The 23,436-nt window shown below is 60.1% G+C and carries 22 protein-coding genes; 13 read left to right on the top strand and 9 right to left on the bottom strand.

Annotated elements, in window-relative coordinates; translation table 11 throughout:
• The first annotated feature begins 2 nt into the window (after window positions 1-2).
• Window positions 3-2,357 (top strand): xanthine dehydrogenase molybdopterin binding subunit, encoded by a 2,355-nt coding sequence (gene xdhB / locus FP026_RS14860; RefSeq protein WP_149635388.1) that lies wholly within the window; start codon window positions 3-5, stop codon window positions 2,355-2,357.
• Between the two features lie 4 nt (window positions 2,358-2,361).
• Entirely contained in the window at window positions 2,362-3,210 is an 849-nt protein-coding gene (xdhC, locus tag FP026_RS14855; RefSeq protein WP_149635387.1) for a xanthine dehydrogenase accessory protein XdhC, read from the top strand.
• A gap of 102 nt (window positions 3,211-3,312) precedes the next feature.
• Here the strand turns inward: xdhC and FP026_RS14850 are convergent, their stop codons facing one another.
• From FP026_RS14850 to FP026_RS14840, 3 genes are all read right to left on the bottom strand, one after another.
• Complete coding sequence (locus tag FP026_RS14850) at window positions 3,313-3,753, bottom strand: PIN domain-containing protein (protein WP_149635386.1); 441 nt, start codon at window positions 3,751-3,753, stop codon at window positions 3,313-3,315.
• A gap of 2 nt (window positions 3,754-3,755) precedes the next feature.
• Window positions 3,756-4,007 carry a type II toxin-antitoxin system Phd/YefM family antitoxin gene (locus FP026_RS14845; protein ID WP_149635385.1) on the bottom strand — a complete coding sequence of 84 codons (252 nt, stop codon included), beginning with the start codon at window positions 4,005-4,007 and terminating at the stop codon, window positions 3,756-3,758.
• Between the two features lie 82 nt (window positions 4,008-4,089).
• On the bottom strand, window positions 4,090-5,028 hold the full coding sequence (locus FP026_RS14840; RefSeq protein ID WP_149635384.1) for a LysR family transcriptional regulator: 939 nt from the start codon (window positions 5,026-5,028) through the stop codon (window positions 4,090-4,092).
• A gap of 141 nt (window positions 5,029-5,169) precedes the next feature.
• Between FP026_RS14840 and FP026_RS14835 the strand changes: the two genes are divergently transcribed.
• The 6 genes from FP026_RS14835 to ligD all read left to right on the top strand — a co-directional run bounded on the left by FP026_RS14835 (window position 5,170) and on the right by ligD (window position 14,720).
• Window positions 5,170-6,411, top strand: a complete 1,242-nt coding sequence (locus FP026_RS14835; RefSeq protein WP_149635383.1) for a urate hydroxylase PuuD — start codon at window positions 5,170-5,172, stop codon at window positions 6,409-6,411.
• Window positions 6,408-7,760: a guanine deaminase gene (gene guaD, locus FP026_RS14830; protein ID WP_149635382.1), complete on the top strand. Its 1,353-nt coding sequence runs from the start codon at window positions 6,408-6,410 to the stop codon at window positions 7,758-7,760. The genes FP026_RS14835 and guaD overlap by 4 nt, the downstream gene beginning before the upstream one ends.
• Window positions 7,761-8,015: 255 nt before the next feature.
• Window positions 8,016-9,644, top strand: coding sequence for an MFS transporter (locus tag FP026_RS14825; RefSeq protein ID WP_149635381.1), 1,629 nt, complete (start codon window positions 8,016-8,018; stop codon window positions 9,642-9,644).
• 330 nt (window positions 9,645-9,974) lie between these two features.
• Entirely contained in the window at window positions 9,975-11,030 is a 1,056-nt protein-coding gene (locus tag FP026_RS14820; protein ID WP_246665348.1) for a hypothetical protein, read from the top strand.
• Between the two features lie 232 nt (window positions 11,031-11,262).
• Complete coding sequence (locus FP026_RS14815) at window positions 11,263-12,147, top strand: Ku protein (protein ID WP_149635379.1); 885 nt, start codon at window positions 11,263-11,265, stop codon at window positions 12,145-12,147.
• Window positions 12,148-12,149: 2 nt separating this feature from the next.
• Window positions 12,150-14,720 (top strand): DNA ligase D, encoded by a 2,571-nt coding sequence (gene ligD, locus FP026_RS14810; RefSeq protein ID WP_149635378.1) that lies wholly within the window; start codon window positions 12,150-12,152, stop codon window positions 14,718-14,720.
• Window positions 14,721-14,760: 40 nt separating this feature from the next.
• Here ligD and FP026_RS14805 read toward each other — a convergent pair whose 3' ends face one another.
• Entirely contained in the window at window positions 14,761-15,567 is an 807-nt protein-coding gene (locus FP026_RS14805; RefSeq protein WP_149635377.1) for a Ku protein, read from the bottom strand.
• A gap of 183 nt (window positions 15,568-15,750) precedes the next feature.
• Here FP026_RS14805 and FP026_RS14800 point away from each other — a divergent pair, with 183 nt between their 5' ends.
• Entirely contained in the window at window positions 15,751-16,608 is an 858-nt protein-coding gene (locus FP026_RS14800; protein WP_149635376.1) for an AraC family transcriptional regulator, read from the top strand.
• Between the two features lie 200 nt (window positions 16,609-16,808).
• Window positions 16,809-17,681, top strand: coding sequence for an NAD(P)H-binding protein (locus FP026_RS14790; RefSeq protein ID WP_149635374.1), 873 nt, complete (start codon window positions 16,809-16,811; stop codon window positions 17,679-17,681).
• A gap of 15 nt (window positions 17,682-17,696) precedes the next feature.
• On the opposite strand, the gene FP026_RS14785 is transcribed toward FP026_RS14790, so the two are convergent.
• The 3 genes from FP026_RS14785 to FP026_RS14775 form a co-directional block, all read right to left on the bottom strand.
• Complete coding sequence (locus FP026_RS14785) at window positions 17,697-19,304, bottom strand: DHA2 family efflux MFS transporter permease subunit (protein ID WP_149635373.1); 1,608 nt, start codon at window positions 19,302-19,304, stop codon at window positions 17,697-17,699.
• 1 nt (window position 19,305) lies between these two features.
• The gene (locus FP026_RS14780) at window positions 19,306-20,448 is read right to left on the bottom strand and encodes an HlyD family secretion protein (RefSeq protein WP_149635372.1); all 1,143 of its coding nucleotides are present in this window, start codon (window positions 20,446-20,448) and stop codon (window positions 19,306-19,308) included.
• Window positions 20,449-20,510: 62 nt separating this feature from the next.
• Entirely contained in the window at window positions 20,511-21,161 is a 651-nt protein-coding gene (locus FP026_RS14775; RefSeq protein ID WP_149635371.1) for a UdgX family uracil-DNA binding protein, read from the bottom strand.
• Between the two features lie 145 nt (window positions 21,162-21,306).
• Here FP026_RS14775 and FP026_RS14770 point away from each other — a divergent pair, with 145 nt between their 5' ends.
• Together FP026_RS14770 and FP026_RS14765 are read left to right on the top strand one after the other, a co-directional pair.
• Window positions 21,307-21,660, top strand: a complete 354-nt coding sequence (locus FP026_RS14770; protein ID WP_149635370.1) for a hypothetical protein — start codon at window positions 21,307-21,309, stop codon at window positions 21,658-21,660.
• Between the two features lie 86 nt (window positions 21,661-21,746).
• A complete protein-coding gene (locus tag FP026_RS14765; RefSeq protein ID WP_149635369.1) occupies window positions 21,747-22,265 on the top strand; it encodes a ferritin-like domain-containing protein in 519 nt (172 codons plus the stop codon).
• A 45-nt stretch (window positions 22,266-22,310) separates the two neighbouring features.
• On the opposite strand, the gene FP026_RS14760 is transcribed toward FP026_RS14765, so the two are convergent.
• Together FP026_RS14760 and FP026_RS14755 are read right to left on the bottom strand one after the other, a co-directional pair.
• Complete coding sequence (locus FP026_RS14760; protein WP_149635368.1) at window positions 22,311-22,502, bottom strand: ribosome modulation factor; 192 nt, start codon at window positions 22,500-22,502, stop codon at window positions 22,311-22,313.
• The gene (locus FP026_RS14755; protein ID WP_246665370.1) at window positions 22,499-22,747 is read right to left on the bottom strand and encodes a DUF982 domain-containing protein; all 249 of its coding nucleotides are present in this window, start codon (window positions 22,745-22,747) and stop codon (window positions 22,499-22,501) included. Before FP026_RS14755 ends, FP026_RS14760 begins: the two co-directional genes overlap by 4 nt.
• Window positions 22,748-23,018: 271 nt before the next feature.
• Here FP026_RS14755 and FP026_RS14750 point away from each other — a divergent pair, with 271 nt between their 5' ends.
• Window positions 23,019-23,411, top strand: a complete 393-nt coding sequence (locus FP026_RS14750; protein ID WP_149635366.1) for a response regulator — start codon at window positions 23,019-23,021, stop codon at window positions 23,409-23,411.
• Window positions 23,412-23,436 lie beyond the last annotated feature (25 nt).

Here is a 23,436-nt window from a genome sequence, read left to right as displayed (position 1 = left end):
CCATGAACAAGCATGCTTCCGATATCAAGGCCGAAACCATCGTCGGCGGGGTTCACACCAGCCCGCGCCACGACTCCGCCCACAAACATGTCTCCGGTACGGCCGTCTATATCGACGACATTCCCGAACCGACAGGCACGCTGCATGCCGGCCTTGGCCTGTCAACCGTCGCGCACGGCATCCTAAAATCGGTCGATCTCTCCGCGGTGCGTGCAGCGCCCGGCGTCGTTGCCGTACTGACCCATGAGGACGTGCCCGGCGTCAACGATATCTCGCCCTCCTACATGAACGACGACCCGGTGCTTGCCACCGGCAAGGTCGAGTTCCACGGGCAGCCGATCTTCTGCGTGATCGCGGAAACGCGCGAGCAAGCCCGCCGCGCCCCGCGGCTGGCCAAGATCGAATACGAGGAACTGCCGGCCGATATCGATATTTGGGATCTCGACGTTTCGACCCACTGCCAGGTCGTCACGCCGCTGACGCTGAAGCGCGGCGATGCGGCAGCCGCGCTTGAAAGCGCACCGAGGCGGGTGACGGGCCGCATGCGGCTCGGCGGCCAGGATCATTTCTATCTCGAAGGCCAGGTCTCGCTTGCCGTGCCTGGCGAAGATGACGAAGTCGTCGTCTATTGCTCCACCCAAGGCCCGAGCGAGACGCAGCATATGGTCGCCCATGCGCTGGGCGTCCCGAGCAATGCTGTTACGATCGAGGTTCGCCGCATGGGCGGCGGCTTCGGCGGCAAGGAAACGCAAGCAAACCAATGCGCCGCGATTGCAGCAATCGCCGCCAAGAGGCTGAAGCGCGCCGTCAAGGTCCGGCTCGACCGCGACGAAGACATGGTGGCGACCGGCAAGCGGCATGATTTTGCCATCGACTACGATGTCGGCTTCGACCACGACGGCCGCATCCTCGCCGTCGATTATACGTTCGCGCTCCGGGCCGGCTTTTCCGCCGATCTCTCAGGCCCGGTCGGCGACCGTGCACTGTTCCACTGCGACAACGCCTATTTCTTCCCGCATGTTCATGCGAAGTCGGCGCCGCTTTATACCAATACCGTCTCCAACACCGCCTTTCGCGGCTTCGGCGGCCCGCAGGGCATGGTGGGAGCCGAGCGCGTTATCGACGAGGTGGCCTTCGCCGTCGACAAGGACCCGCTCGACATCCGCAAGCTGAATTTCTATGACGCGATGGGCGTCGATGGCGAACGCAACCTAACCCCCTATCACCAGACCGTTGAGGATTGCATCGTCCAGCGCATCGTCGCGGAGCTGGAGGAAAGTGCCGATTATGCCGGGCGCCGTAAGGCCATCGCCGAATTCAATGCGAAGAGCCGCATCGTCAAGCGCGGCATCGCGCTGACCCCGGTGAAATTCGGCATCTCCTTTACCAAGACGGAATCGAACCAGGCCGGCGCGCTGGTGCATGTCTACAGCGACGGTTCCGTGCACATGAACCATGGCGGCACGGAGATGGGACAGGGCCTGCACCTGAAGGTGGCGCAGGTCGTGGCGGAAGAGTTCCAGATCGATCTCGACCGGGTGAAGATCACAGCGACGACGACAGCCAAGGTACCGAACACCTCGCCGACCGCCGCCTCCTCGGGCGCGGATCTGAACGGCATGGCGGCGCAAAACGCCGCGCGCCAGATCAAGGATCGGCTGATCGCCTTCGCGGCGGAAAGCCATCAAGTGCCCCGCGAGCAGGTGGTGTTTCTGCCCAATCGCGTGCGGATCGGCGATATCGAGATATCCTTCCCCGAACTTATCAAGAAGGCCTATATGGCCCGCGTCCAGCTCTCGGCGGCTGGCTTCTACAAGACACCGAAGATCCATTGGGACCGCAAGGCCGGCCGTGGCCATGCCTTCTACTATTATGCCTATGGCGCGGCCTGCTCAGAGGTTTCCATCGACACGCTGACCGGCGAATACGTCGTCGAACGCACCGATATTCTCCATGATACCGGCCGCTCGCTGAACAAGGCGATCGATATCGGCCAGGTCGAGGGTGGCTTCATCCAGGGCATGGGCTGGCTGACGACGGAGGAGCTCTGGTGGGATGGCAAGGGCCGACTACGCACCCATGCGCCCTCCACCTATAAGATCCCGCTTGCATCCGACCGCCCGAAGATTTTCAATGTAGCACTGACCGACTGGTCGGAGGCCTATGAACCGACGATCCATCGGGCGAAGGCAGTGGGCGAGCCGCCGCTGCCGCTCGGCCTGTCGGTGTTGCATGCTCTTTCGGACGCGGTGGCGAGTGTGGCCGACCACAGGATCTGCCCGCGCCTCGATGCGCCGGCAACGCCCGAGCGGGTGCTGATGGCGATCGAGCGTCTGAAGGCCGCGCAAAAGGAGTGAGGTAATGTCCGTCGCCTACGAAGATATCCGGGATTTTCTGCGCCGTGAATCGGCGTCGATCCTGGTCGAGGTGACTGGCGTCGCGGGCTCGGCACCGCGCGATACCGATGCCTGGATGCTCGTGTCGGAACGGGCGATCTTCGCGACGATCGGCGGCGGGACCCTCGAATATATGGCGATCGACCAGGCGCGCCGAGCCTTGCGCTCCGGCCTTACCGCCGAGCCGATAAACGTGCCGCTCGGCCCGGAGATCGGCCAATGCTGCGGCGGCCGGGTTGGACTTGCCTTCACCGCGCTCAATCCTGAACTTGCAAACGACCTTATCGCCCGCAGCGACCGGGAAATGGCCGCGCGTCCGCATGTCTATGTTTTCGGAGCCGGCCATGTCGGTGATGCCCTCGCCGCGGCACTTTCACTCGCGCCGCTGCGTGTCGTGCTTGTCGATACGCGGGAAGATGAACTGACCGCCTCCAACGTGCCGCGCATTGAGACTTGTCTCACGGCCATGCCGGAAGCCGTGGTGCGCGACGCACCTGCAGGCAGCAGCTTCGTCATCCTCACCCATGATCACGCGCTCGATTTCCTGATTGCCGCCGAGGCGCTCAAACGTAACGATGCCGCCTATGTCGGCATGATCGGCTCGAAGACGAAACGCGCCACCTTCCGCAACTGGCTGTCGCGCGAAACCGGCCAGGCGGAACTTTTCGATCGCCTCATCTGCCCGATCGGCGGTACGGCGGTGAAGGACAAGCGTCCCACGGTCATCGCGACGCTGGCCGCTGCCGAGATCATGACGGCAGCGCTGACCTGGGCCGCCGATCACGCAAGGCTTGCGGGCAGCGTCAGCCGCTAGAAATTTCCGAAATGACCTCAATATCTTTGCGTGCGGTATCGTAGACCCACGTGGCTCCCCAAATTTGGGCTGGTCGAGGGCAACTAATCCAGGCATTGCCCATCATTGGATAATGGGTAACTGCTTCAAGGGATTCGCGAACGGCGCGCCAAGCGGTTCGAAATGGCGCTCATTGGCCGTCAAAACCGTAAGGCCGTGCGCAGCAGCAGTTGCGGCAATGGCGATGTCCTCGAAGCCGGGGTCGTGAGCACGCGCCCGGTCAAGCATCAGGCCAGCATGTCTCGCTTCCTCAACTCCGAACGGCAAGATGCGGCCGGCATAGAAATGTTCGACCGCTGCGAGCCAGCGGCGCAGGTGCTCCGCTTTCGTCGTCGCCCCGATTCTGACCGCTCTAGCGATGCCGGCTTCGATCTCGGCGATGGTGATTGCCGAAAGATAAAGCCGGTCGCTATTGGCACGCATCCAGCTCGCAAATGCGTCAGCGCCTACGTTGCGCTTGTTCGGCGCATTGGCCGACACGATATTGGTGTCCAGCAGATACAAGATCAGAAGCCGTTTTCACGCAATGCGCGGGCGGGCTTTCGCGATCGCTCGGGAATATCTGCCGGCTCGCCGGGAAAGGCCAAAAGCAGATCGGCGAAATCAGGCACCTTGGAAACCCGCTGCCATTCTTCGAAGGAAACCAGCACTGCTTCCTTTCGGCCATGGCGGGTAATAACGATCGGCTCACCGGCCACGGCTTGATCGACCACAGCGGAAAGCGTCGCCTTTGCATCCTTGAACTGGATTTCCTTCATGGCCTTTCTCCATATGACTACTGGTAGTCATATATGATTTCGCTGGTTTGATTCAAGCGGAGATCAATCTGTCGCCTTCGGATCAGGAGGCCGCAGCCGCCGGCTCGTCCTCGAGCAGCTTGCCAATGAGCCGCTGACAGCGCTCCGCCATGAAATCGATCATCAGGCGCACCTTCGGATCCTGAAAGCGCTTATGCGGGTAGATGGCGGCGAGCTGAACCGGAGCCGGAGGGCTCTCCTTCAGGATCTCGACGAGTCGACCTTCCTTCAGATAGGCCTTCACCTCGAACAGCGGCTTGTTGATGATGCCGCGGTCTTCCAGCGCCCATTGGGTAAGCACGTCGCCATCGTCGCTATCATAAGGACCAGCGATTTCGAATTTACGGGGACCTTCCGCTGTCACCAGTGTCCAATAATACTCCTTCGAGCCGGGATAGCGCAGGAGAAGACAGTCATGCTTGTCGGCAATCAGAGAATCGGCGGTCGGCGGCACGCCGCGCTGCGCGAGATAGGCCGGCGACGCGCATAGCACCCGTTCGCAATTGAGGATGCCGCGCATGCGCAGGTTCGAATCCTCCAGCACGCCAAGCTTGAAGGCGACGTCGACGCCTTCGGCCAGGATATCGACATTATGGTCCGACAGGCGCACGCGCACCTCGATATCCGGGTACTTATCGTGGAATTCCGGAATGCCTGAGGCGATCAGCCGCCGGCCGATGCCGAGCGGCGCGGTGATCCTCAACGACCCCTTCGGATTGCGCGAGAGATCGGCGATTGCCGCCTCGGCCTCATTGACAGCCTCGATGATCTTTACGGCCTTTTCATAGAAGACGCGGCCATGCTCGGTCGGCGACAGTTTGCGCGTCGTGCGGTTGAACAGGCGCACGCCGAGATGACGCTCGAGTTCCTTGATGCGATTGCTCGCGACCGCAGGCGTAACGCGCTGGTCGCGCCCTGCCGCTGAAAGGGTACCGAGTTCGACCACGCGAACGAAGACACGCACATTATCAAGATAGGACATGGCACCTTTCTACCACATCGGCGTGCGGAGCGAAGCAGGGGTCATCTTATAGATTTTTTTGAAAGTGTTGGCGGATTAACCGGGATTTTCGAGAAAATCGAGCGATGGCAAACAGTCCCGTAAAGATCGGGAGGAGTTCCCATGTATGAATATGCCATCGCCTGGGACTGGCTAACCTTTGCCGTCCGCTGGTTGCACGTCATTACCGCGATTGCCTGGATCGGCTCGTCATTCTATTTCGTCGCGCTCGACCTCGGCCTGAAAAAGCATCCGGCCTTGCCGCCTGGAGCCTATGGCGAGGAATGGCAGGTTCATGGCGGCGGCTTCTATCATATCCAGAAATATCTGGTGGCGCCGGCCAATATGCCGAACCATCTCGTCTGGTTCAAATGGGAGAGCTACGTCACCTGGCTTTCGGGCTTCGGCATGCTCTGTCTCGTCTACTATGCCGGCGCAGACCTCTACATGATCGACCCTGCCGTGCTCGACGTCTCGAAGCCGGTAGCAATCGCCATTTCGCTCTGCTCGATTGCTGGCGGCTGGCTCCTATACGACCTGATCTGCAAGTCGCCCTTCGGCAACGACAATACGCGGCTGATGGTGGCGCTCTATTTCATTCTGGTTGGGGTGGCATGGGGCTACACACATCTGTTCACCGGTCGTGCGGCCTTCCTGCATCTCGGCGCCTTCACGGCGACGATCATGTCGGCCAACGTCTTCTTCATCATCATCCCGAACCAGAAGATCGTCGTCGCCGACCTGATCGCCGGCCGCACGCCCGACCCGAAATATGGCCGCATCGCCAAGCAGCGCTCGACGCACAACAACTACCTGACGCTGCCGGTGCTGTTCCTCATGCTGTCGAACCACTATCCGCTGGCTTTCGGCACGCAGTTCAACTGGATCATCGCCTCGCTCGTCTTCCTGATGGGCGTCACGATCCGCCACTGGTTCAACACCCGTCACGCCAATGCCGGCAACCCGACCTGGACGTGGATCGTCACCGTTGTCCTGTTCATCATCATTATGTGGCTCTCCACGGTGCCGAAGATACTCACGGGCGAAGGAACCGCCATCAAGATTTCGGCTACCCAGCAGCCCTTCGTCACGGCCGAGGCCTTCCCGAAAGTTCGCGATACGATCATGGGGCGCTGCTCCATGTGCCATGCGAAGGAGCCGAGCTGGGAGGGCATCATCGCGCCGCCAAAGGGCGTCGTCTTCGAGACCGACCGCGACATCGCCGCCCACGCCCGCGAGATCTATCTGCAGGCCGGGCGCAGCCACGCAATGCCGCCGGCCAACGCCTCGCATATTACCGACGAGGAGCGCCGCCTGCTCGTTTCCTGGTACGAAAGTGCCATCAATGGGGAGAAGACCCAATGAATGAAATCCTGATCCGTGGCCGTGTGCTGACCTTCCTTGCCGAGCCGCAAGGCATCGATGATGCCGCCTCCTACCGTTATATCGAGGACGGCGCCGTCTACGTTCGTGATGGAAAGATCGTGGAAGTCGGCTCCTATGGCGACATTCGCAAGCTGGCCGATGCCGGCATCAGGATCGCGGACCATCGCCCGAACCTTATCCTGCCCGGCTTCATCGACACGCATCTGCATTTCCCGCAGACGCAGGCGATCGCTTCCTATGGCGCGCAGCTGCTCGAATGGCTGAATACCTATATTTTCGTCGAGGAGCAGAAGTTCGCTCGCGCCGCCCACGCGGCTGAAGTGGCAGACCGCTTCATGGACGAGCTCCTGTCGAATGGCACGACGACGGCGGTCGCCTACTGTTCGGTACACCCGGAAAGCGTTGATGCGTACTTCACGGCTGCCGAAGCACGCGGCATGTGCCTGATCGGCGGCAAGGTGATGATGGACCGCAACGCACCGGATGCGCTGCGCGATACGCCGCAGCGCGGCTACGACGAGACGAAGCGGCTGATTGCGAAATGGCATGGCCGCGGCCGCGCGCATTATGCGATCAGCCCGCGCTTTGCCATCACCTCGACGCCCGAGCAGATGGAGATGAGCGGAGCCCTCGTCACCGAGCATCCGGACTGCTATGTTCAGACGCATCTCTCCGAAAATCGCGACGAGATCGCCTTTGCCACCTCCCTTTATCCCGAGGCGAAGGACTATACGGATATCTACGCCCGCTATGGTCTGCTCAATAGCCGCACGCTGCTCGGCCACTGCATCCATATGAGCGAACGGGAGGTTACCGTGCTGGCGGAAACCGGCGCGGTCGGTGTCTTCTGCCCGACCTCGAACCTCTTCCTTGGCTCCGGGCTTTTCAACGCCGCACAGTTCGACAAGCGTGGCGCGCGCTGGTCGGTTGCGACCGACGTCGGCGCCGGCACCAGCTTCTCCATGCTGGAGACGATGGACGAGGCCTACAAGGTGCTGCATCTGCAGGGACAGCGGTTGACGCCGTTCAACTCCTTTTACCGCATGACGCGCGGCAATGCGTTGGCGCTTGGCCTCGAAAAGCAGATCGGCTCGCTGCAGGCGGGCGCGGATGCCGATATCGTCGTGCTTGATTCCAGCGCCAAGTCGGCCATGGAATTCCGCATGCGCACCGCAACCTCGCTGGCCGAGGAGCTCTTCATCCTTCAGACGATGGGCGACGACCGCAACATCAGAGAGGTCTATGTCGCCGGCAAGCCGATGAAAGCGAAAGATGCAAAGCAGCAGGCGACGGTGAGTCAAAGATCGGAAGCCGCCCTGTTCGCATAGGGATTTCCATGCGACTTCAATCTCTCTGGGAAAAATGGGCATCAGGCCCGATGGATAAATAGAGCGCGCCTTCGCCTGGCCACGGATCTGCGGATCAGCCCGGCGCGGCGCGCATTTTCACCAGTGAGAATATTATTCCAAAATCATTTCGGAATTTAGCAAATCACTATAGGCTGGGTTCGACTCGGCTGTGCATGCGCTTTGGGAGAGTTTGCCGCGCCGCCGAGCAAGACAATCCGATGAAGAAAAGCCGACATGCCCAACAGAACCTCGCCGCTCGTCGCGTTCCAGTCCAGGACATTCCGTTCGCTCTGGTCGGCAACGCTCATCTCCAATCTCGGCGGGCTGGTCGAAGGTGTCGGCGCCGCCTGGCTCATGACCAGCCTTGCGACGTCTCACGGCATGGTGGCGCTGGTCCAGTCCTCCACCACGCTGCCTGTCATGATCTTTTCGCTCGCAGCCGGGGCGCTGGCCGATAATTACGACCGAAGACGGATCATGCTGATCGCGCAGATGCTGATGCTGTGCGTATCCGCGACGCTGGCCGTACTTTCCTACACCAATGCCTTGACGCCCTGGCTGCTGCTTAGCCTCACATTCCTGATCGGCTGCGGCGGCGCCTTGCACAATCCGTCCTGGCAGGCCTCCATGGGCGATGTCGTGCCGCGCGACCACCTGCCGGGTGCTGTCGCACTCAACAGCATGAGTTACAATCTGATGCGCAGCATCGGGCCGGCAATCGGCGGCGTCATCGTGGCGGCGGCAGGTGCTGCTTTCGCATTTCTTTTCAATGTCTTCTGTTATTTCGCCCTGATCTTTACATTGTGGCGCTGGGAAAAGGCGCCTGACCGCAACGCCCTGCCGCGAGAACCCTTCGGCAGTGCTATGTCGGCCGGATTTCGCTATGTCCTGATGTCGCCGAATCTGCTCAAGGTGATGTGCCGCGGCTTCGCCTTCGGCCTGACGGCGATCGTCATTCTCGCGCTGCTGCCGCTCGTCGCGCGCGACCATGTGCATGGTACTGCCATCACCTATGGCATCATGCTCGGCTTCTTCGGCTTCGGTGCCATTTGCGGGGCATTGCTGATCGGCCGCATTCGCGATCTCCTGAGCAATGAATGGGTGATCCGCGGCGCCTTCTTCACGCTGGCAGTCAGCTGCATCTTTCTGGCGTTGAGCAATCAGGTGTGGCTGAGCTGCCTTCTCCTCATGCCGGCAGGTGTCGCCTGGGTGCAGGCCTTCTCGCTGTTCAACGTCACCGTCCAGCTTTCGACCCCGCGCTGGGTCGTCGGCCGTGCGCTTTCGCTCTACCAGACCGCCACCTTCGGCGGCATGGCCATGGGAAGCTGGCTCTGGGGCGAACTGGCCGACGCCCATGGTGTTACCGGCGCGCTCTTCATCGCCAGCGCCGCTCTTGCCGTAGGCGGCCTGCTTGGTATCCTGCTGCGCCAGCCGGACTTCGAATCCTTGAACCTCGATCCGACCAACACCTTCAGCGAACCGCAGCTCCAGCTCGACCTGCGCTCCCGAAGCGGCCCTATTCTGGTGATGGTGGATTACAGCATCGATCAGGAAGACGTGCCGGAATTTCTGGCCGTCATGGCGCAACGACGCCGGATGAGAATCCGGGATGGGGCAAAGCAATGGTCGCTGCTGCGCGATCTGGAAAAGCCGAACACCTGGACGGAAAGCTACCATCTGCCGACCTGGATAGACTATGTCCGCCACAGCCAGCGCCAGACGCATGCCGATGTCGAGGTCGCCGAACACCTCGATGCTCTGCATCGCGGCGATCAGCCGCCGATCATCCACCATATGATCGAACGGCAGACGGTGCCGAGGCGTGATGACATGCCCTTGAAGCCCTATCTCGACGCAACTTGATGACGCTTACGGCTGGGCGCCAGCCCGATCGTTGACATCACGGTCGACGGGAATATCGACGGGGTAGGTCAACCTTGCGGGACAAAAAGGTCACACCGTGCGAGCGTTTACCGACAACGCCGCCTTTAAGTTGCGGATGTTCCACAGCCGCATATTGAGCTGTCACGCAAATCGTCTATTTTTCCGCGCTGCAATCGTAGGCGCAAAGTCGGACCCCAGGATTTTGCGAGGTCGCCGCCTCGCCCTTGGTTTGCGGATGCCTACGCAACCATTCGGAGTTTCAGGCAGACAATGACATTCCCGACGATTAAGCTTCCCCAGAGAGCTCTCATGCTGGCTCAGGGCGTGATTTCAATGCCGAGAGCCGTCTACTTCTCACTGCCGATATTGATCGGCCTGACCGTTTTCATGGCGGTTTCCGAAACACCCGGCATATTGAGGGATTGGACGATCAACCAAAATCCCGTCGTGCTCGATAGTGGCGATATCCGCGATGGAAAATGCTCGACCCAGAAGGGCTTCTTCACCGGGTGTTCCGCGCATCTCAATTATGCTTATAAGGGCCAGAACTACAACAAGGATGTCGAGATCATGTTCGTCGACATCCATGCCGGCGACTATGAAACGGACCTGGTGATCTCCGCGGATCACCCGGAATTGGCGACCCTCAGCCTCGGGCTTGAAAAGCTCTGGAACCGGATCATCACGCTAGCCGTGTTCGTTGCCCTGCTCGGCGGCGCCTGCATCGCCATGATCTTCCAGCTCTTGCGCCTCTGGCGAGTTCGCGGACAGTTGCGCCAACCCGCTCAATTGGTGCCGGTTCCCGTGGAGATCACCACGTTTCAGCGCAAAGGCAAGCGATTGATGGTGACCTATGCGGATAAGGTAGCCGATAGACGGACTGGAAGAGCGGCACATACACGTTTCGAACCGGGACAGGAACCTCTTCTCGTCGGCGAAAAGGGCGGCAAAGCCGTGGGCCTGGCCGTCTGGCATGGAAATGCGGCGCTCCCCGTGCTTCTCGATCAGCGCCTGGAGCGAATTGACATGACGGCAGACGAGCGCGCCAGCACTCTCGCGCCACTGGCGGACGAGCTGGGCGGCCATCCGCCGGAGCTCATCGCACAAAGGAAAAAAGGCCCGTCCATCCTGGCGCGGCTCGCAAGGTTCCTCCTCGTCATACTCCTGATCATCGGCGGCGTGCTCGGCTACTGGCTCTGGTATGTGACCAGCGCCAGTTCGCAATTCACGTCGCCAGCCATGGATCTCAACAATATGATGCCTGCTCCCCTCAACCGCTGGGGCTGCGATCAGCTGAAGAAGCGCTTCGGCGATCAACGCGCACCCTTCGGCTGCGTCGCATCGGACTATACCAGCTGGAAGTGACGTTGAGCCGATATCGATGGCGCCTGGTCTCGATGGGCCGGTTTCGATCGGGACGGCATCGATGGATGCGGTTTCCTTAAGGAGCCGCGTCCATACACGGTGCCTCGGGCGTTACTCGATGGCTTCAAGCATGCTGATGGTGCGCCGCTTCCGGGCAGGCTGGGAACAATGATCGGCGAATGTCGTTTGACTTCCATTGTCGAGTTGGAACTTAGACGACTTGGAGCCGCATATGAGCCCGCGTGCGCAATGGAAAGGGTATCTGAAATTCGGAGAGGTCAGCTGCGCCGTCGCCCTTTACGCGGCGGTCTCGACCTCGGAGCGGATTTCCTTCCATACGCTGAACCGGGAAACCGGCAATCGCGTCAGGCGCGAGTTTATCGACAGCCAGACCGAAAAGCCGGTGCCGCGTGACGACCAGGTCAAGGGCTATGAGCTCAACAAGGACGATTTCATCGTGCTGGAGCCAGAGGAGGTCGCCGCCGCCGTGCCGGAAAGCGACAAGGTCCTGCACGTCAAGGCTTTCCTGGCGTGCTCGGATATCGACGATGTTTATTTTGACCGGCCCTATTACCTCGCTCCTTCCGCGTCGGCCAGCGAGGAAGCCTTTGCGCTGATCCGCGAGGGCATGCGCAGAAAGAAAGTAGCCGCCATTGCCCAGGCTGTCCTGTTTCGCCGCCTGCGAACCCTCATGATCCGCCCGCACGGCAAGGGGCTGATCGCTACCACCTTGAACTTCGATTATGAGGTTCGCTCGGCAAGAGACGCTTTCGAGGATGTGCCCGACATGAAGATCAAGGGCGAGATGCTCGATCTTGCCAAGCATATCATTACCACGAAGGAAGGCAGCTTCGACGCCAGCGAATTCGACGATCGTTACGAAGCAGCTCTGACGGAGCTCGTCAAAGCCAAGATCGAAGGCAGGGCGATCCCGCAACGCAAGCCGGCAAAGGTCGCCAAAGTCACGGACCTCATGGAGGCCCTGCGCCAGAGCGCCGGTGCGGATAGCCGCAAGGCAAGTCCGAAGCACGCCTCACAGAAGGCCGGCTCGACCTCTCGCAAGGCAGAGAAATCGCACACCGCATCCTCGTCCCGGTCGCAACGCAAGGCGGGCTGACGATGGCATTGGAAACCTATAACCGCAAACGTGATTTCACGAGAACGACCGAGCCGAAAGGGCTGGCAAACAAGGGAAAGCGGAGAGCCTCAGGAGACAGCTTCGTCATCCAGAAACATGATGCGCGCCGGCTCCATTATGATTTCCGCCTCGAACTCGATGGCGTCCTGAAGAGCTGGGCCGTGACCAAGGGGCCGAGCCTCGTGCCGGGCGAGAAACGGCTCGCCGTGCAGACCGAGGACCATCCGCTGGATTACGGCGATTTCGAAGGCACGATCCCGAAAGGCGAATATGGCGGAGGCACCGTCCTCGTCTGGGACAAGGGCTCCTGGACGCCGCTTGGCGATCCCCATAAGGGCCTGAACAAGGGACATCTCGAATTCGAGCTCCATGGAAAAAAGCTCGGCGGCCGCTGGCACCTGATCCGTATGGCGGGAAAGCCACGCGAAAAGCGGGAAAACTGGCTGCTGATCAAGGGGGAAGACGATGCGGCTCGCCCGGAAGGGGCACCCGACATCCTCGATGAGCGGCCGGAATCGGCGAAAACGGGGCGCGTCATCGACGAGGTCCAAGGCGAAAAACCGGGCTGGTCCTCGAAGACCGGCAAGATCGATCGCAGGAGGAGCCGGACGGCGAATGGCGCCGCTGAGGAAAAAACGGGCAAAGCCGAACCGGAAGCGGATGCGAAGACTGTCGATCCATCGTCCTTGAAGGGAGCCAGGAAGGCTCACTTGCCGGCCTTCATCGAGCCGGCCCTGGCAACGCTCGTGGCAAAGCCACCCTCGGGCGCGCGCTGGCTGCACGAAATCAAATTCGACGGCTATCGGCTCCAGGTCCGCATAGAGGCCGGGCGCATCAAGCTGCTCACCCGCAGCGGACTCGACTGGACCGGGAGGTTCGGCAAGGAGATCATCGCCGCCTTCAAGGACCTGCCCGTCGGTACGGCGATCGTCGATGGCGAACTGGTCGTCGAGCCGACGGCCGGCGCCTCGGACTTTTCAGCACTTCAGGCGGACCTCAGCGAAGGCCGCAGCGATCGCTTTGTCTTCTATGCCTTCGATCTCCTCCATCTGGATGGCTATGATCTCGGCTCTTGTCCATTGGTCAGCCGCAAGGAACTGCTGCAGAAGATCATTCCATCCGAGACCGGCATACTTCGCTTCAGCAGCCATTTTGACGAAAATGGCGAGTTGCTGCTGAGCCACGCCTGCCGGCTGAGCCTGGAAGGGATCGTCTCGAAGATCGCCAACGATCCCTATCGCCCCGGTCGCGGAAAGACCTGGGTCAAATCGAAATGTTCGTCGAAGCAGGAATTCGTTATCGGCGGCTGGGTTCCCTCCACAATATTGAGAAAGGCGATCGGCTCACTGGTTCTCGGCGTCTATGACAAAGGCAGGCTCGAACATGTCGGTCGCGTCGGAACGGGCTACACGCACGTCGTTGCCGAGCAGCTTTTCAAAACGCTCGGCCGCCTGAAAGCGGAGAAAAATCCCTTTGCAACGAAGCTGACGGCGGAAGAAAATCGCGGCGTCCGCTTCGTGCGGCCCGAACTGGTGGCGGAGATCGAGTTCCGTGCATGGACGGCCGATGGCCATCTGCGTCACGCCTCCTTCCGTGGCTTGAGAGAGGATAAGAACCCGCTCGATATCGTTCGGGAAACACCGAAAACCACCACCGGAACTTCAGCCGAAAAGCCTGTCCGCAGCAGCGTATCCTTGACGCATGGCGACCGCCTCTATTGGCCGGACGAGGGCGTGACCAAGGCAGGACTTGCGGATTATTACAGCGAGGTTTGGCGTTACATGGGTCCCTTCGTCGTCGGCCGGCCTCTCGCACTTGTACGCTGCCCGAACGGCATCAGCGGCCAGCACTTTTTCCAGAAGCACGCCTGGAAGGGCATGAACCGGAACATCGCCCTGGCGAAGGATCCGCAGGATGAAGAGCCCTATGTGAGTATCAGCGATCTGAACGGCCTGATCGGCCTCGTGCAGGCGGCCGTTCTCGAGATCCATCCCTGGGGATCGATGGTCGGCAACTGGGAAAAGCCGGATACGATCATCATGGACCTTGATCCGGGGCCGGGCGTCGCCTGGACTGAGGTCATCGCCGCCGCGGAAGAAACCGGCGAGCGGCTGAAGCGGGCCGGCTTGGTCCCCTTCATCAAGACTTCGGGTGGCAAGGGGCTGCATATCGTCTGCCCGCTGGTCGCCAAGGCCGAATGGCCTGCCATCAAGGCCTTCACAAAGGATATCGCCGATGCGATGGCGGCCGACAGCCCCGAGCGCTACGTTTCGACCATCACCAAATCGAAACGACGCGGCAAGATCCTCGTCGATTATCTCAGAAACCAGCGCGGTTCGACGGCGGTCGCACCTTATTCGACCCGCGCTCGCCCGGGAGCCGCCGTCTCCATGCCTCTATTGTGGGAGGAACTAAGTCCCGCCATCGGTCCGGACTACTTCACCGTGCCCAACGTGGCAACGCGGCTTGCCGCGCTTCGGTCGGATCCCTGGGCAAACTTCAGAGCGGCCGCCGAGCCGCTGCGCCAATCTCAGGCAAAACGTGCCTCATGAGGAAGGGCATTTGTCCTGCGGACGGGAGAAATTGCTCGGACTATCGCTTCTTTGCGCCCTTCTCCTGCGAGAGGCTCTTTCGAAGCGCATCCATGATGCTGATGACATTGCTCGGCGCGGCTTCCTCCTCCATCTTCGCCTTGGCGGGACGCTTGCGGCCCTTCTTCTTGGAGGCGATAATCTCAAGCAACTTTTCCTGGACGGGGTCTGAGACCATGGCGGGATCCCACGGCTTCATTCGCTCTTCTATGAGCTCCTCGACCAGCGGCATCAACTTGGTGTCCACCGATTTTGATGCGATATCGCCGAAGTAATCCCGATCGTCGCGAACCTCGTCGCCGAAGCGCAGGGTCCAAAGCACGATGCCCTTGTCTCGAGGCTCCAGCATGACGGCGCGTTCGCGGCGGTACATGACGAGCCGGGATATGCCGACCATGCCGCTCGCCGCCATCGCGTCGCGGATGACGCAGTAGGCCTCCTCGCCGACGGGATCGTCCGGCGTCAGATAATGCGGCGTATCGAACCATATCCATTCGATGCCGTCGCGCGGCACGAACATCTCGATATCGATCGTCCGCGTGCTTTCCAGGGCGACAGCATCGAGCTCCTCGTCCTCGAGCAGAACATAGTCATCCTCGCCACGCTCATATCCCTTGACCTCGTCGTCCTCATCCACTGCTGTGCCGGTGACGGAATCCACATATCGGCTGACGATGCGATTGCCTGTCTTCCTGTTGAGCGTATGGAAGCGAACCTTCTCGTTGTCGCTGATTGCCGGCGCCATAGCGACCGGGCAAGTCACGAGCGACAGCTTGAGATAGCCCTTCCAGAACGAGCGCGGAGCCATGAATTTTTCCTCCAATACGAGAAGGAGGAACGGTCTTTGCCCCGCATGGTTCCGCCCGGCCGGTCCATGGCTCCCGCCGCGTCCAAAAGGCAACTCGACCGGATCGGCAGGTTTGCCTATAATCCGAGACTGCTCCGGATCGCTTCAAACCGCGAGCGAGGGATTTGGCGGGAACAGCAAATCATGGATCAGCTCAACAGTACCGCCACGATGCTCTTTTCCAGCAGGGATCGCGGCTGGACGGGATTGGAGGCGAATTTCCTTCATCTTCAGGCCGGGCGCACCCATGTGCCGGGATCGCAGACGCATCGGCTGGGCATTCACTTCGGGCGAGCCGTGAGTGCTTTTTGTCAATGCGACGGCCTGCAGCATCGCCGCCGGCAGAAACATGGCGATATCGACGTCGTTCCGGCGGAACTGGATGGCTGGTGGGAAGATGACCGCGATTGCACCATTCTGCGTCTGAATATTCATCCGGAGCTTCTTCAATCCGCCGCTCTCACGCTTGGCCGAAACCCTGATACGGTTTCGCTGACACCAAAGTTCCAGCTTCGAGATGCCCGGCTGGAATCGATCGCCTGGGCCATCAAGACCGAAATCGAGGCACCCGTACCGTCAGACCGGACCTATGCCGAAGCGTTAGGGCTGGCCTTGGCGATCCGCCTGGTGGAAGGCAGCGGGCAGGAAGCGGCGGACATCACTGCGACCGGCGCGGTGTTGACGAACAGGCAAAAACGCTGTTTGGCGGAGTTCATCGAAGAGCATATCGACCGGTCGCTGTCTCTTGCCGACCTGGCAGAGGTTGCCGGGCTGAGCGTATCGCATCTGAAGCCGCTCTTTCGCGCCGCATTCGCAATGCCGGTTCATCAATATGTTCTGGCACGCCGGGTCGAGCGTGCAAGATTGCTCATCCTGTCCGGCGACATGCCCCTTGCCCAGATCGCGTCGGCGAGCGGCTTTGCCCATCAGAGTCATATGACCCATTGGATGCGGCGCATTCTAGGCCTCACCCCGGGAATGATAAACCGGCTGCATTCCTAAAGCGTGCCGTCGCGATCTTTCAGATTCGCTTCTCGCGCTTTAGGTCCTTGAATTTGCGCATGTCGTCCTCGCAAAGCCGCGACACACTTTTGCGCGACATGCTTCGATTGTCGTCCGAACCTGCAACTGACCATCCGAACATGTGCGATCCGACGAGCACAGACGGATAGGCTGGAGAGGTATCGACAGGAGAAGACCCCATGCATGCAATTCTAGGCGCCAGCGGAAAAGTTGGCCGCACGACCATCGCCTCCCTGCGCGAGGCCGGCGTTCCGGTTCGGGCCATACTGCGAGATCCCTCGAAAGCAAAGGAATTTGCCGAACTCGGCTGTGAGATCGCCATCGCCGAGATAAGCGATCATCAAGCTCTGACCGGAGCGCTTCATGGCGCCAGCGCCGTCCAGGTCATCTGCCCCGTCGACGTTCGCGCGGAGCAGCCCCGCACGAGCATGATGCAATTGATCGGATCACTCGCTACGGCCTTGGCTACAGCCAAACCACAAACCGTTCTCGCCATTTCCGACTACGGCGCACAACACGATTCCGGAACAGGCGTCACCTTGATCTTCCACGCTTTGGAAAAGCGTCTGCGAAAGCTGGATTCCAGGCTTATCCTCTTGCGTTCGGCCGAGCATATGGAGAATTGGGCTCGTCTGGCAAAGGCCGCGGCCGAGAGCGGCCGATTGCCGAGCTTCTACCATCCGCTGACCAAGGCTCTCCCGACCGTCTCCGCCTTCGACGTGGGCGCCATCGCTGCCGATCTTCTTCTGGAGCGGACGGATGCAATTGAGAGAATTGTTCATGTCGAGGGGCCGCAACGCTATACGCCGGAGGGCGTTGCCGCTGCCATAGCATCTTTGACCGGCCGCGACGTTATCGCTCAACCGCTACCCGAGGCCGATTGGCAAATGGTTTGGCAGAGAGCCGGCCTGTCCGAGGAATACGCACGATTGCTGGCCGAACTCTATATCGCCCACAATGCCGGCCGGATCGACGCGGAAAGCGGCGTCGGCGAAATCCGTCGAGGGACGACCGGAATGATCGACGTGTTGCGGCGACTTCTCAAGAGCTGAGAGCGCATATCGCTGTCAATGCGTGCCACCGCTGCCCTCCTTCAGATCCACATTGCTAAGGATCAATGCAAGTGGAATGGCACAAAGCACAATCAGCATCAGCACATGGAACACGTCGATATAGGCGAGATAACTCGCCTGGGTCTGCACCTGCTGCCCGATCCAGGCGGTCGCCTGCGCCCGCGCATCCGCCACTGTCGCGCCCTTCTCGGCAAAATAGCGCGACATGGTCTGCAGCGTCTCCTGATAAGCCGGTGAGGATGGCACGACATGCTCCACAAGGCGGCTCTGATGCCATTGCTCGCGATGAGCGAGCACATTCGACGCGACGCACACACCGATCGAACCGCCGATATTGCGGGCTGCATTGATCATGGCGGACGCCTGGTTGGTTTGCTCCGGCTTCAGGCCGTAATAGGAGGCGGAGGTGATCGGGATGAAGATCAGCGGCAGGCCAAGTCCGATATAGAGGCGCGACCAGACGAAGAAACCGAAGTTCAGGCCGGGATAGAGCCGCGTCAATTGCCACATCGACACGGCAATGATCGCTGCGCCGATGGCAATCAGATATTTCGGCTGAACCAGCGAATTCACGCGCCCAGCGACGAACATCATGACCATGGTGACAAGCCCGCCCGGCGACAGAGCGAGCCCGGCCCAGGTCGCCGTATACCCATAGTTCTGCTGCACGACTTGAGGAATGAACTGCGTCGTCGCGATCAGTATGGCGCCGGTCGCCATCATGACGATGAAGCAGGACCCGAATTGCCGGGTGCCAAGCAACCATCCATCGATGATCGGGTTGGCCTTGGTCAGAACCCATGGGATCGCGAGGAGAAACGCAAGAACGCATATGGCAATCATCACGATTATAAAGCCCGAGCCGAACCAGTCATCGGTCTGGCCTCGATCCAGCACGAGTTCCAACGAGCCGAGAAAGGTCGCTACCAGCAGAAAGCCGACAAGATCGAAGCGGACTCCTTTTCGGCGAAACTCCTCGCGCATGCGCTGCGTTTGAGGGGTCTCCTTCAACAGGGCATAGACAAGGGCGAAGGCGAAGATGCCGACGGGGCCGTTGATGAGAAAACACCAGTGCCAGGAAAGATTGTCGGAGAGATAGCCGCCCAATGTCGGCCCGATGACCGGTGCAACGACCACCGCGACGCCGAAGAGAGCGAATGCCTGTCCGCGCTTTGCCGGCGGAAAGGCATCCGCAAGGATCGCCTGCGAGGTCGGCACCATGCCGCCGCCGGCAAAGCCCTGGATCATGCGGAACACCAGCAATGTTTCCAGATTCCAGGATAGGCCGCACAGGACGGAAGCGATCGTGAAGGTCGCCAGGCACAGGAGATAGAACCTGCGACGGCCGAACCGCTCGGCAAAATAGCTGCTGGCGACAAGCACGATCGCGTTCGAGACGAGGTAGGTCGTGACAACCCAGGACGCCTCGTCGGAGCTGACGGCGAGACCGCCGGAAATATAGCGCAAGGCGACGTTGGCGATCGTGGTATCGAGGACCTCCATGAAGGTCGCGAGCGATACCACGATGGCAATCAGCCAGGGATTCGTGGCACGCGCTGAAGACGCCCCTGCCTCGCCTGCCGTTGCGCTTGCGCCGCTCATCTCAGCTCCTCGGGCGCACCGTCACCGTCGGCACCACGGACATGCCGGGGCCGATGGCGACATCTGCGGGCCATTTGTCGACGATGATCTTGACCGGCACGCGTTGTGTGACCTTGACATAGTTGCCGGTCGCATTCTCGGCCGGCAGCAACGAGAAGGCCGTTCCGGAGCCCGGCTGGACGGATGCCACCTTGCCGTGGAGCTTATGATCCGGATAGGCATCGATCGTAAGCTCCACAGGCTGGCCCGGCCGCATGTCCGTCAGCTGCGTCTCCTTGAAGTTGGCCGTAATCCAGATTTCGTCGGGAACGAATGTCGAGATCGCCTGCCCCGCATCGATATACTGGCCCTTGGCGCCGGTGAGGCGCACGACGCGGCCCGGCTGGGCCGCGGTGATCGTCGTATAGCTCAGGTTCTGCTGTGCCTCCTCCGCCTGCGCTTGCGCCTGTTTCAGGCTGGCGAGTGCGCTGGATTTCTGGGCTTCCGACACGGTCTTGCTCTTCAATGCGGAGGTCACGTTCGCCTGCATCTGCGCAAGGCTTGCTTGATCCTGCTGCAGGGTCGAAGTTGCCTGTTGAACGGCCTGCACGCTGCCGGAACCGGTCTTGACCAATTGCTGCTGGCGATTGGATTCCTGCTGCGCATACTGGAGGGCAGCGGTGGCGGAATTCTGTTGCGCCCTGGCAACGTCGACGGAAGCATTGGCCGCTTCGATCTGCGCACCGGCGCTATCAACGGCCGCCTTGGCCACCTCCACCTGGCCATTCGCCTGATCGAGTGCGATCTGATAGTCGCGCGGCTCGATCCGCAAAATGACATCGCCGGCCTCGACGTGCTGGTTGTCGGTCACGGGAACTTCCGCGACATAACCGGAAACCTTGGCAGCCACGGAAAAGCTGCGCGCGCCGACGAAAGCGTCGTCCGTCGACTCGTAAGGATAGAAATAGATCTTCCAGCCGAACCATGCGCCAACGATCAGAGCCGCCAGCACCACAATGCCGGAGAGAATCCAGAAAGGATGACGACGGACGAATGAAGGCCGCTTTCCCTCCGAGGAACCGTTTCGACGGTCCGCATCGTCAACCGGCTGCTGTTTTGGCCGATCCGGCTTGGTTTCCATGATATTGGGTTGATTGTCAGCCATGACATGACCTTTGCTTGTTGTCGTGCGGGGTTCAGCTCCCGGTCAATCGGTTGAAACGATGGTCAAAGCCGCAAAAAGCGTCGGATCTTTTTCAGATCCCGGACGAAGGCGAGCCGGCTCTTTTCCTTTTCATCCTGTTCCCTGATCCGCAAAAGTGCCGAGGGATGAATGGTCACGAGAACATCGGGCTTTCCCGGGGAATGCAGGATATGGCCACGGTCGCGCATGACCTTGACCTTCGAACCGAGCAGTGAGGAGACCGCTGTCGCACCGAGTGCGACGACCAGTTTGGGCTTCAGGAGCTCGAGCTCGGCCCCGAGCCACCAGGCGCAACGCTGCACCTCTCCGGCATTGGGCCTTGCATGCAGGCGCTTCTTGCCGCGCATCTGATATTTGAAATGTTTGACGGCGTTGGTGACGTAGCAGCGATCCCGGTCCACGCCCGCCTCCTCGAGGCACTGATCGAGAAGCCGGCCCGCCGGTCCGACGAAAGGCCGCGCGGCCAGATCCTCCTTGTCGCCGGGCTGTTCACCGACAAGCACGATATCGGCCGTATCAGGGCCTTCGCCAAAGACGAGATGGGTGGCGTTGCGATAGAGATCGCATCGCGTGCATGAGCGAGCATCGTCACGCAGTTCATCGAGAGTTTCTGCGTCCGCATGTTCATATGCCAGCGAGGGACCTGTACCGGTCAAAGGAAATCTATCGAGCATTGGGGGGCTCGCAATGGTTCCAGATTCTACGACGATCAACTAATCGCCGTTCTCTTTGTTCCATCTCCAGCTGTCCTCCGCAGGGGAACCCACGTCTCCGCCGCTCGTTAGGACAATGAAACCGTAAAGAACGGAGGTACTCGTCATGAACAGCGACAGCAAAATAGGCTCCTTTGCGCTGAGCGCATTTTTCAACGACGAATACGATGCGGAGGCAGCAGCCCAGGCACTCATGGATGCCGGCATACCCAAGGACGCAATCACTATGACACCGGGCAATCGACCGGATACATCGCCGATCGATCACATGGGCTTTCTCGACGCACTGACTGGCATCTTCTTCCACGAGGAACAGCGGGCCGCCTATGCGGCAGCTCTCGAAAAAGGCGGCACGCTGGTTACCGTGCAGGAAATGAACGAGGCGCAGCACAATATCGCCCTGCCGATCCTCGCCGAGAAGGGTCAGATCAACCTCAACGAACGAGAGGGTGACGGCTGATCCGTCCACCTCGCCGTGCGGGACCAACCGGCACCCGCTACGGTTCGCGACCGCCTATAGACGGCGGCAAGCCAAAGGAGAAAGCCATGACGGAAACAGAAATCCACGACATGTTTGTCATCGGCCTGCGAAACGCCCATGCGATGGAAAACGAAGCCTTGCGCATGATGAGGCCACAGCTGCCGCGCATGGAGCGCTATCCCGCAGTGGCGGCAAAGCTCGAACAGCATATCGGCGAGACCGAAGATCAGATCATCCGCCTTGAGCATATCCTTGAGGAAATGGATGAGAATTACTTGAGCGTCAAGGACATGATCCTTTCGTTCATCGGTGCGACAGCCGTCATGAGCCATGCAGGCTTGGGTGACGCGGTGTTGAGAGACGCCTTTGCCGATTTCGCCTTCGAAAACTATGAAATCGCCGCATATAAATCGCTGCTGACGATCGCGGATGCCGGAAACTTCAGTGAAGCGAAGGATGCATTGCAGGCAAGCCTCGCGGAAGAACAGTCGATGGCCAGATGGCTGGACGACAATCTGCCTTTGGTCACGCAGAAATTCCTGCTGATGTGGGAAGGCGATGGGCCTCTTGGGACGCAGAGGTGATCTCCGGCCGAATTTAACCCATAGGAATTTGCAAGGCCTTGCTTATCAACTCGACGGGCGGCCCGGCAGGTGCTCATCGCTTGGGATCTTCTGCGCGTCCATGAACCCGTGCGCCCACTTGTCTCGGCGGTGGTCGCCTTCCGGAAATGGGTTATTGTCGCCGGTCGCGCCCTTTTGAAAGGCCTTCCTGCCGAGTTCATAAGCGTCCGTTTCGGAAATCTTATCGTCGTTGCTCATGGCCGATATCCGCCAGTTGTCATCAAACGCGCATCAAGGCAGGCGATCACGAAGGCTGGTCTGGATGCCTCGACCGGAATCCGATGCGAAACGGCTGCGACGCAGCGCTCCCTCGCATGGGCGTAGGAGGAGCCTCTTTCGCACGGCCATCGTCGTGACAGGAAATGGATTGCGTCTTCCGGCCCTTGGACGGTCTGGCAACCCTTATCTCCGGCAGCAAGGCGGACTGGCGCGTTCCAAAGCATTTTAAATTCGACATCAATGACTTCGTGCATTTGATCCTCCCATTTCACGGAGGTCCCTCTCCTTTGTAAGAACCGCAGACGCGGCCGTTTGTTCCTGAAGGCCGCCGCGATCCGGGATGCTTTCACGAGATTCTTTCGCTGCGATTTGGAAACTTTTATCGGCCTAGAATGTTCTGGACGCCAGGTCCCGTGAGGCGAACGCCAGTTCTTGTCCCGCCTTGCGGTTCACGCGAAACCACCTATAAGCGATTAACGCATTCTGGATTGATGGATGGACAATTTGACGGCCCCCTATAGCCAGATGTTCAGGGGCAAACGGCTTTTGATCGTGGAGGACAGTTATTTCCTCGCCGACGAGGCACGGCAAAAACTGCAAGAGCTCGGCGCGATCATAGTCGGACCGGTCGATGACATCGAACACGCCGTCGAACTCATTGAGGTAGGCGCCGCGGATGTGGCAATCCTGGATTTGCATCTGGTTACGGAACGCGCCTTTTCTCTTGTTGAGCGGCTTGAGAAACAGAGGCTTCGCTATGTCTTCGCCCTTGGCCACGAGCCGGCGGGCGCAATGGCGGATTTTACCGGCTTCGTATTATGCAAGAAATCAGTTGCCATGGAGCACATCGCCAAGGCTCTGTTCGGCAACGGAAAACGGGACATCTAACGCTATTCCCTGGATTACGCGATGG

The organism is Martinezella tropici, assembly GCF_008370325.1.
In the GTDB taxonomy this organism is placed as follows: domain Bacteria; phylum Pseudomonadota; class Alphaproteobacteria; order Rhizobiales; family Rhizobiaceae; genus Rhizobium; species Rhizobium tropici_B.
The sequence above is the reverse complement of the archived record's forward strand: the minus strand, read 5'-3'. Positions and strand labels throughout refer to the sequence as shown.

Excerpts from the sequence above, each read along its gene's own strand:
- xdhB (WP_149635388.1), top strand. The coding sequence starts at position 3 with ATGAACAAGCATGCTTCCGATATCAAGGCCGAAACCATCGTCGGCGGG.
- FP026_RS14815 (WP_149635379.1), top strand. The coding sequence starts at position 11,263 with ATGAGCCCGCGTGCGCAATGGAAAGGGTATCTGAAATTCGGAGAGGTC.
- FP026_RS14780 (WP_149635372.1), bottom strand. The coding sequence starts at position 20,448 with ATGGCTGACAATCAACCCAATATCATGGAAACCAAGCCGGATCGGCCA.
- FP026_RS14835 (WP_149635383.1), top strand. The coding sequence starts at position 5,170 with ATGTATGAATATGCCATCGCCTGGGACTGGCTAACCTTTGCCGTCCGC.
- FP026_RS14845 (WP_149635385.1), bottom strand. The coding sequence starts at position 4,007 with ATGAAGGAAATCCAGTTCAAGGATGCAAAGGCGACGCTTTCCGCTGTG.
- ligD (WP_149635378.1), top strand. The coding sequence starts at position 12,150 with ATGGCATTGGAAACCTATAACCGCAAACGTGATTTCACGAGAACGACC.
- FP026_RS14840 (WP_149635384.1), bottom strand. The coding sequence starts at position 5,028 with ATGTCCTATCTTGATAATGTGCGTGTCTTCGTTCGCGTGGTCGAACTC.
- xdhC (WP_149635387.1), top strand. The coding sequence starts at position 2,362 with ATGTCCGTCGCCTACGAAGATATCCGGGATTTTCTGCGCCGTGAATCG.
- guaD (WP_149635382.1), top strand. The coding sequence starts at position 6,408 with ATGAATGAAATCCTGATCCGTGGCCGTGTGCTGACCTTCCTTGCCGAG.
- FP026_RS14770 (WP_149635370.1), top strand. The coding sequence starts at position 21,307 with ATGAACAGCGACAGCAAAATAGGCTCCTTTGCGCTGAGCGCATTTTTC.
- FP026_RS14750 (WP_149635366.1), top strand. The coding sequence starts at position 23,019 with ATGGACAATTTGACGGCCCCCTATAGCCAGATGTTCAGGGGCAAACGG.
- FP026_RS14820 (WP_246665348.1), top strand. The coding sequence starts at position 9,975 with ATGCTGGCTCAGGGCGTGATTTCAATGCCGAGAGCCGTCTACTTCTCA.
- FP026_RS14785 (WP_149635373.1), bottom strand. The coding sequence starts at position 19,304 with ATGAGCGGCGCAAGCGCAACGGCAGGCGAGGCAGGGGCGTCTTCAGCG.
- FP026_RS14825 (WP_149635381.1), top strand. The coding sequence starts at position 8,016 with ATGCCCAACAGAACCTCGCCGCTCGTCGCGTTCCAGTCCAGGACATTC.
- FP026_RS14765 (WP_149635369.1), top strand. The coding sequence starts at position 21,747 with ATGACGGAAACAGAAATCCACGACATGTTTGTCATCGGCCTGCGAAAC.
- FP026_RS14755 (WP_246665370.1), bottom strand. The coding sequence starts at position 22,747 with ATGCTTTGGAACGCGCCAGTCCGCCTTGCTGCCGGAGATAAGGGTTGC.
- FP026_RS14760 (WP_149635368.1), bottom strand. The coding sequence starts at position 22,502 with ATGAGCAACGACGATAAGATTTCCGAAACGGACGCTTATGAACTCGGC.
- FP026_RS14800 (WP_149635376.1), top strand. The coding sequence starts at position 15,751 with ATGGATCAGCTCAACAGTACCGCCACGATGCTCTTTTCCAGCAGGGAT.
- FP026_RS14790 (WP_149635374.1), top strand. The coding sequence starts at position 16,809 with ATGCATGCAATTCTAGGCGCCAGCGGAAAAGTTGGCCGCACGACCATC.
- FP026_RS14805 (WP_149635377.1), bottom strand. The coding sequence starts at position 15,567 with ATGGCTCCGCGCTCGTTCTGGAAGGGCTATCTCAAGCTGTCGCTCGTG.
- FP026_RS14775 (WP_149635371.1), bottom strand. The coding sequence starts at position 21,161 with ATGCTCGATAGATTTCCTTTGACCGGTACAGGTCCCTCGCTGGCATAT.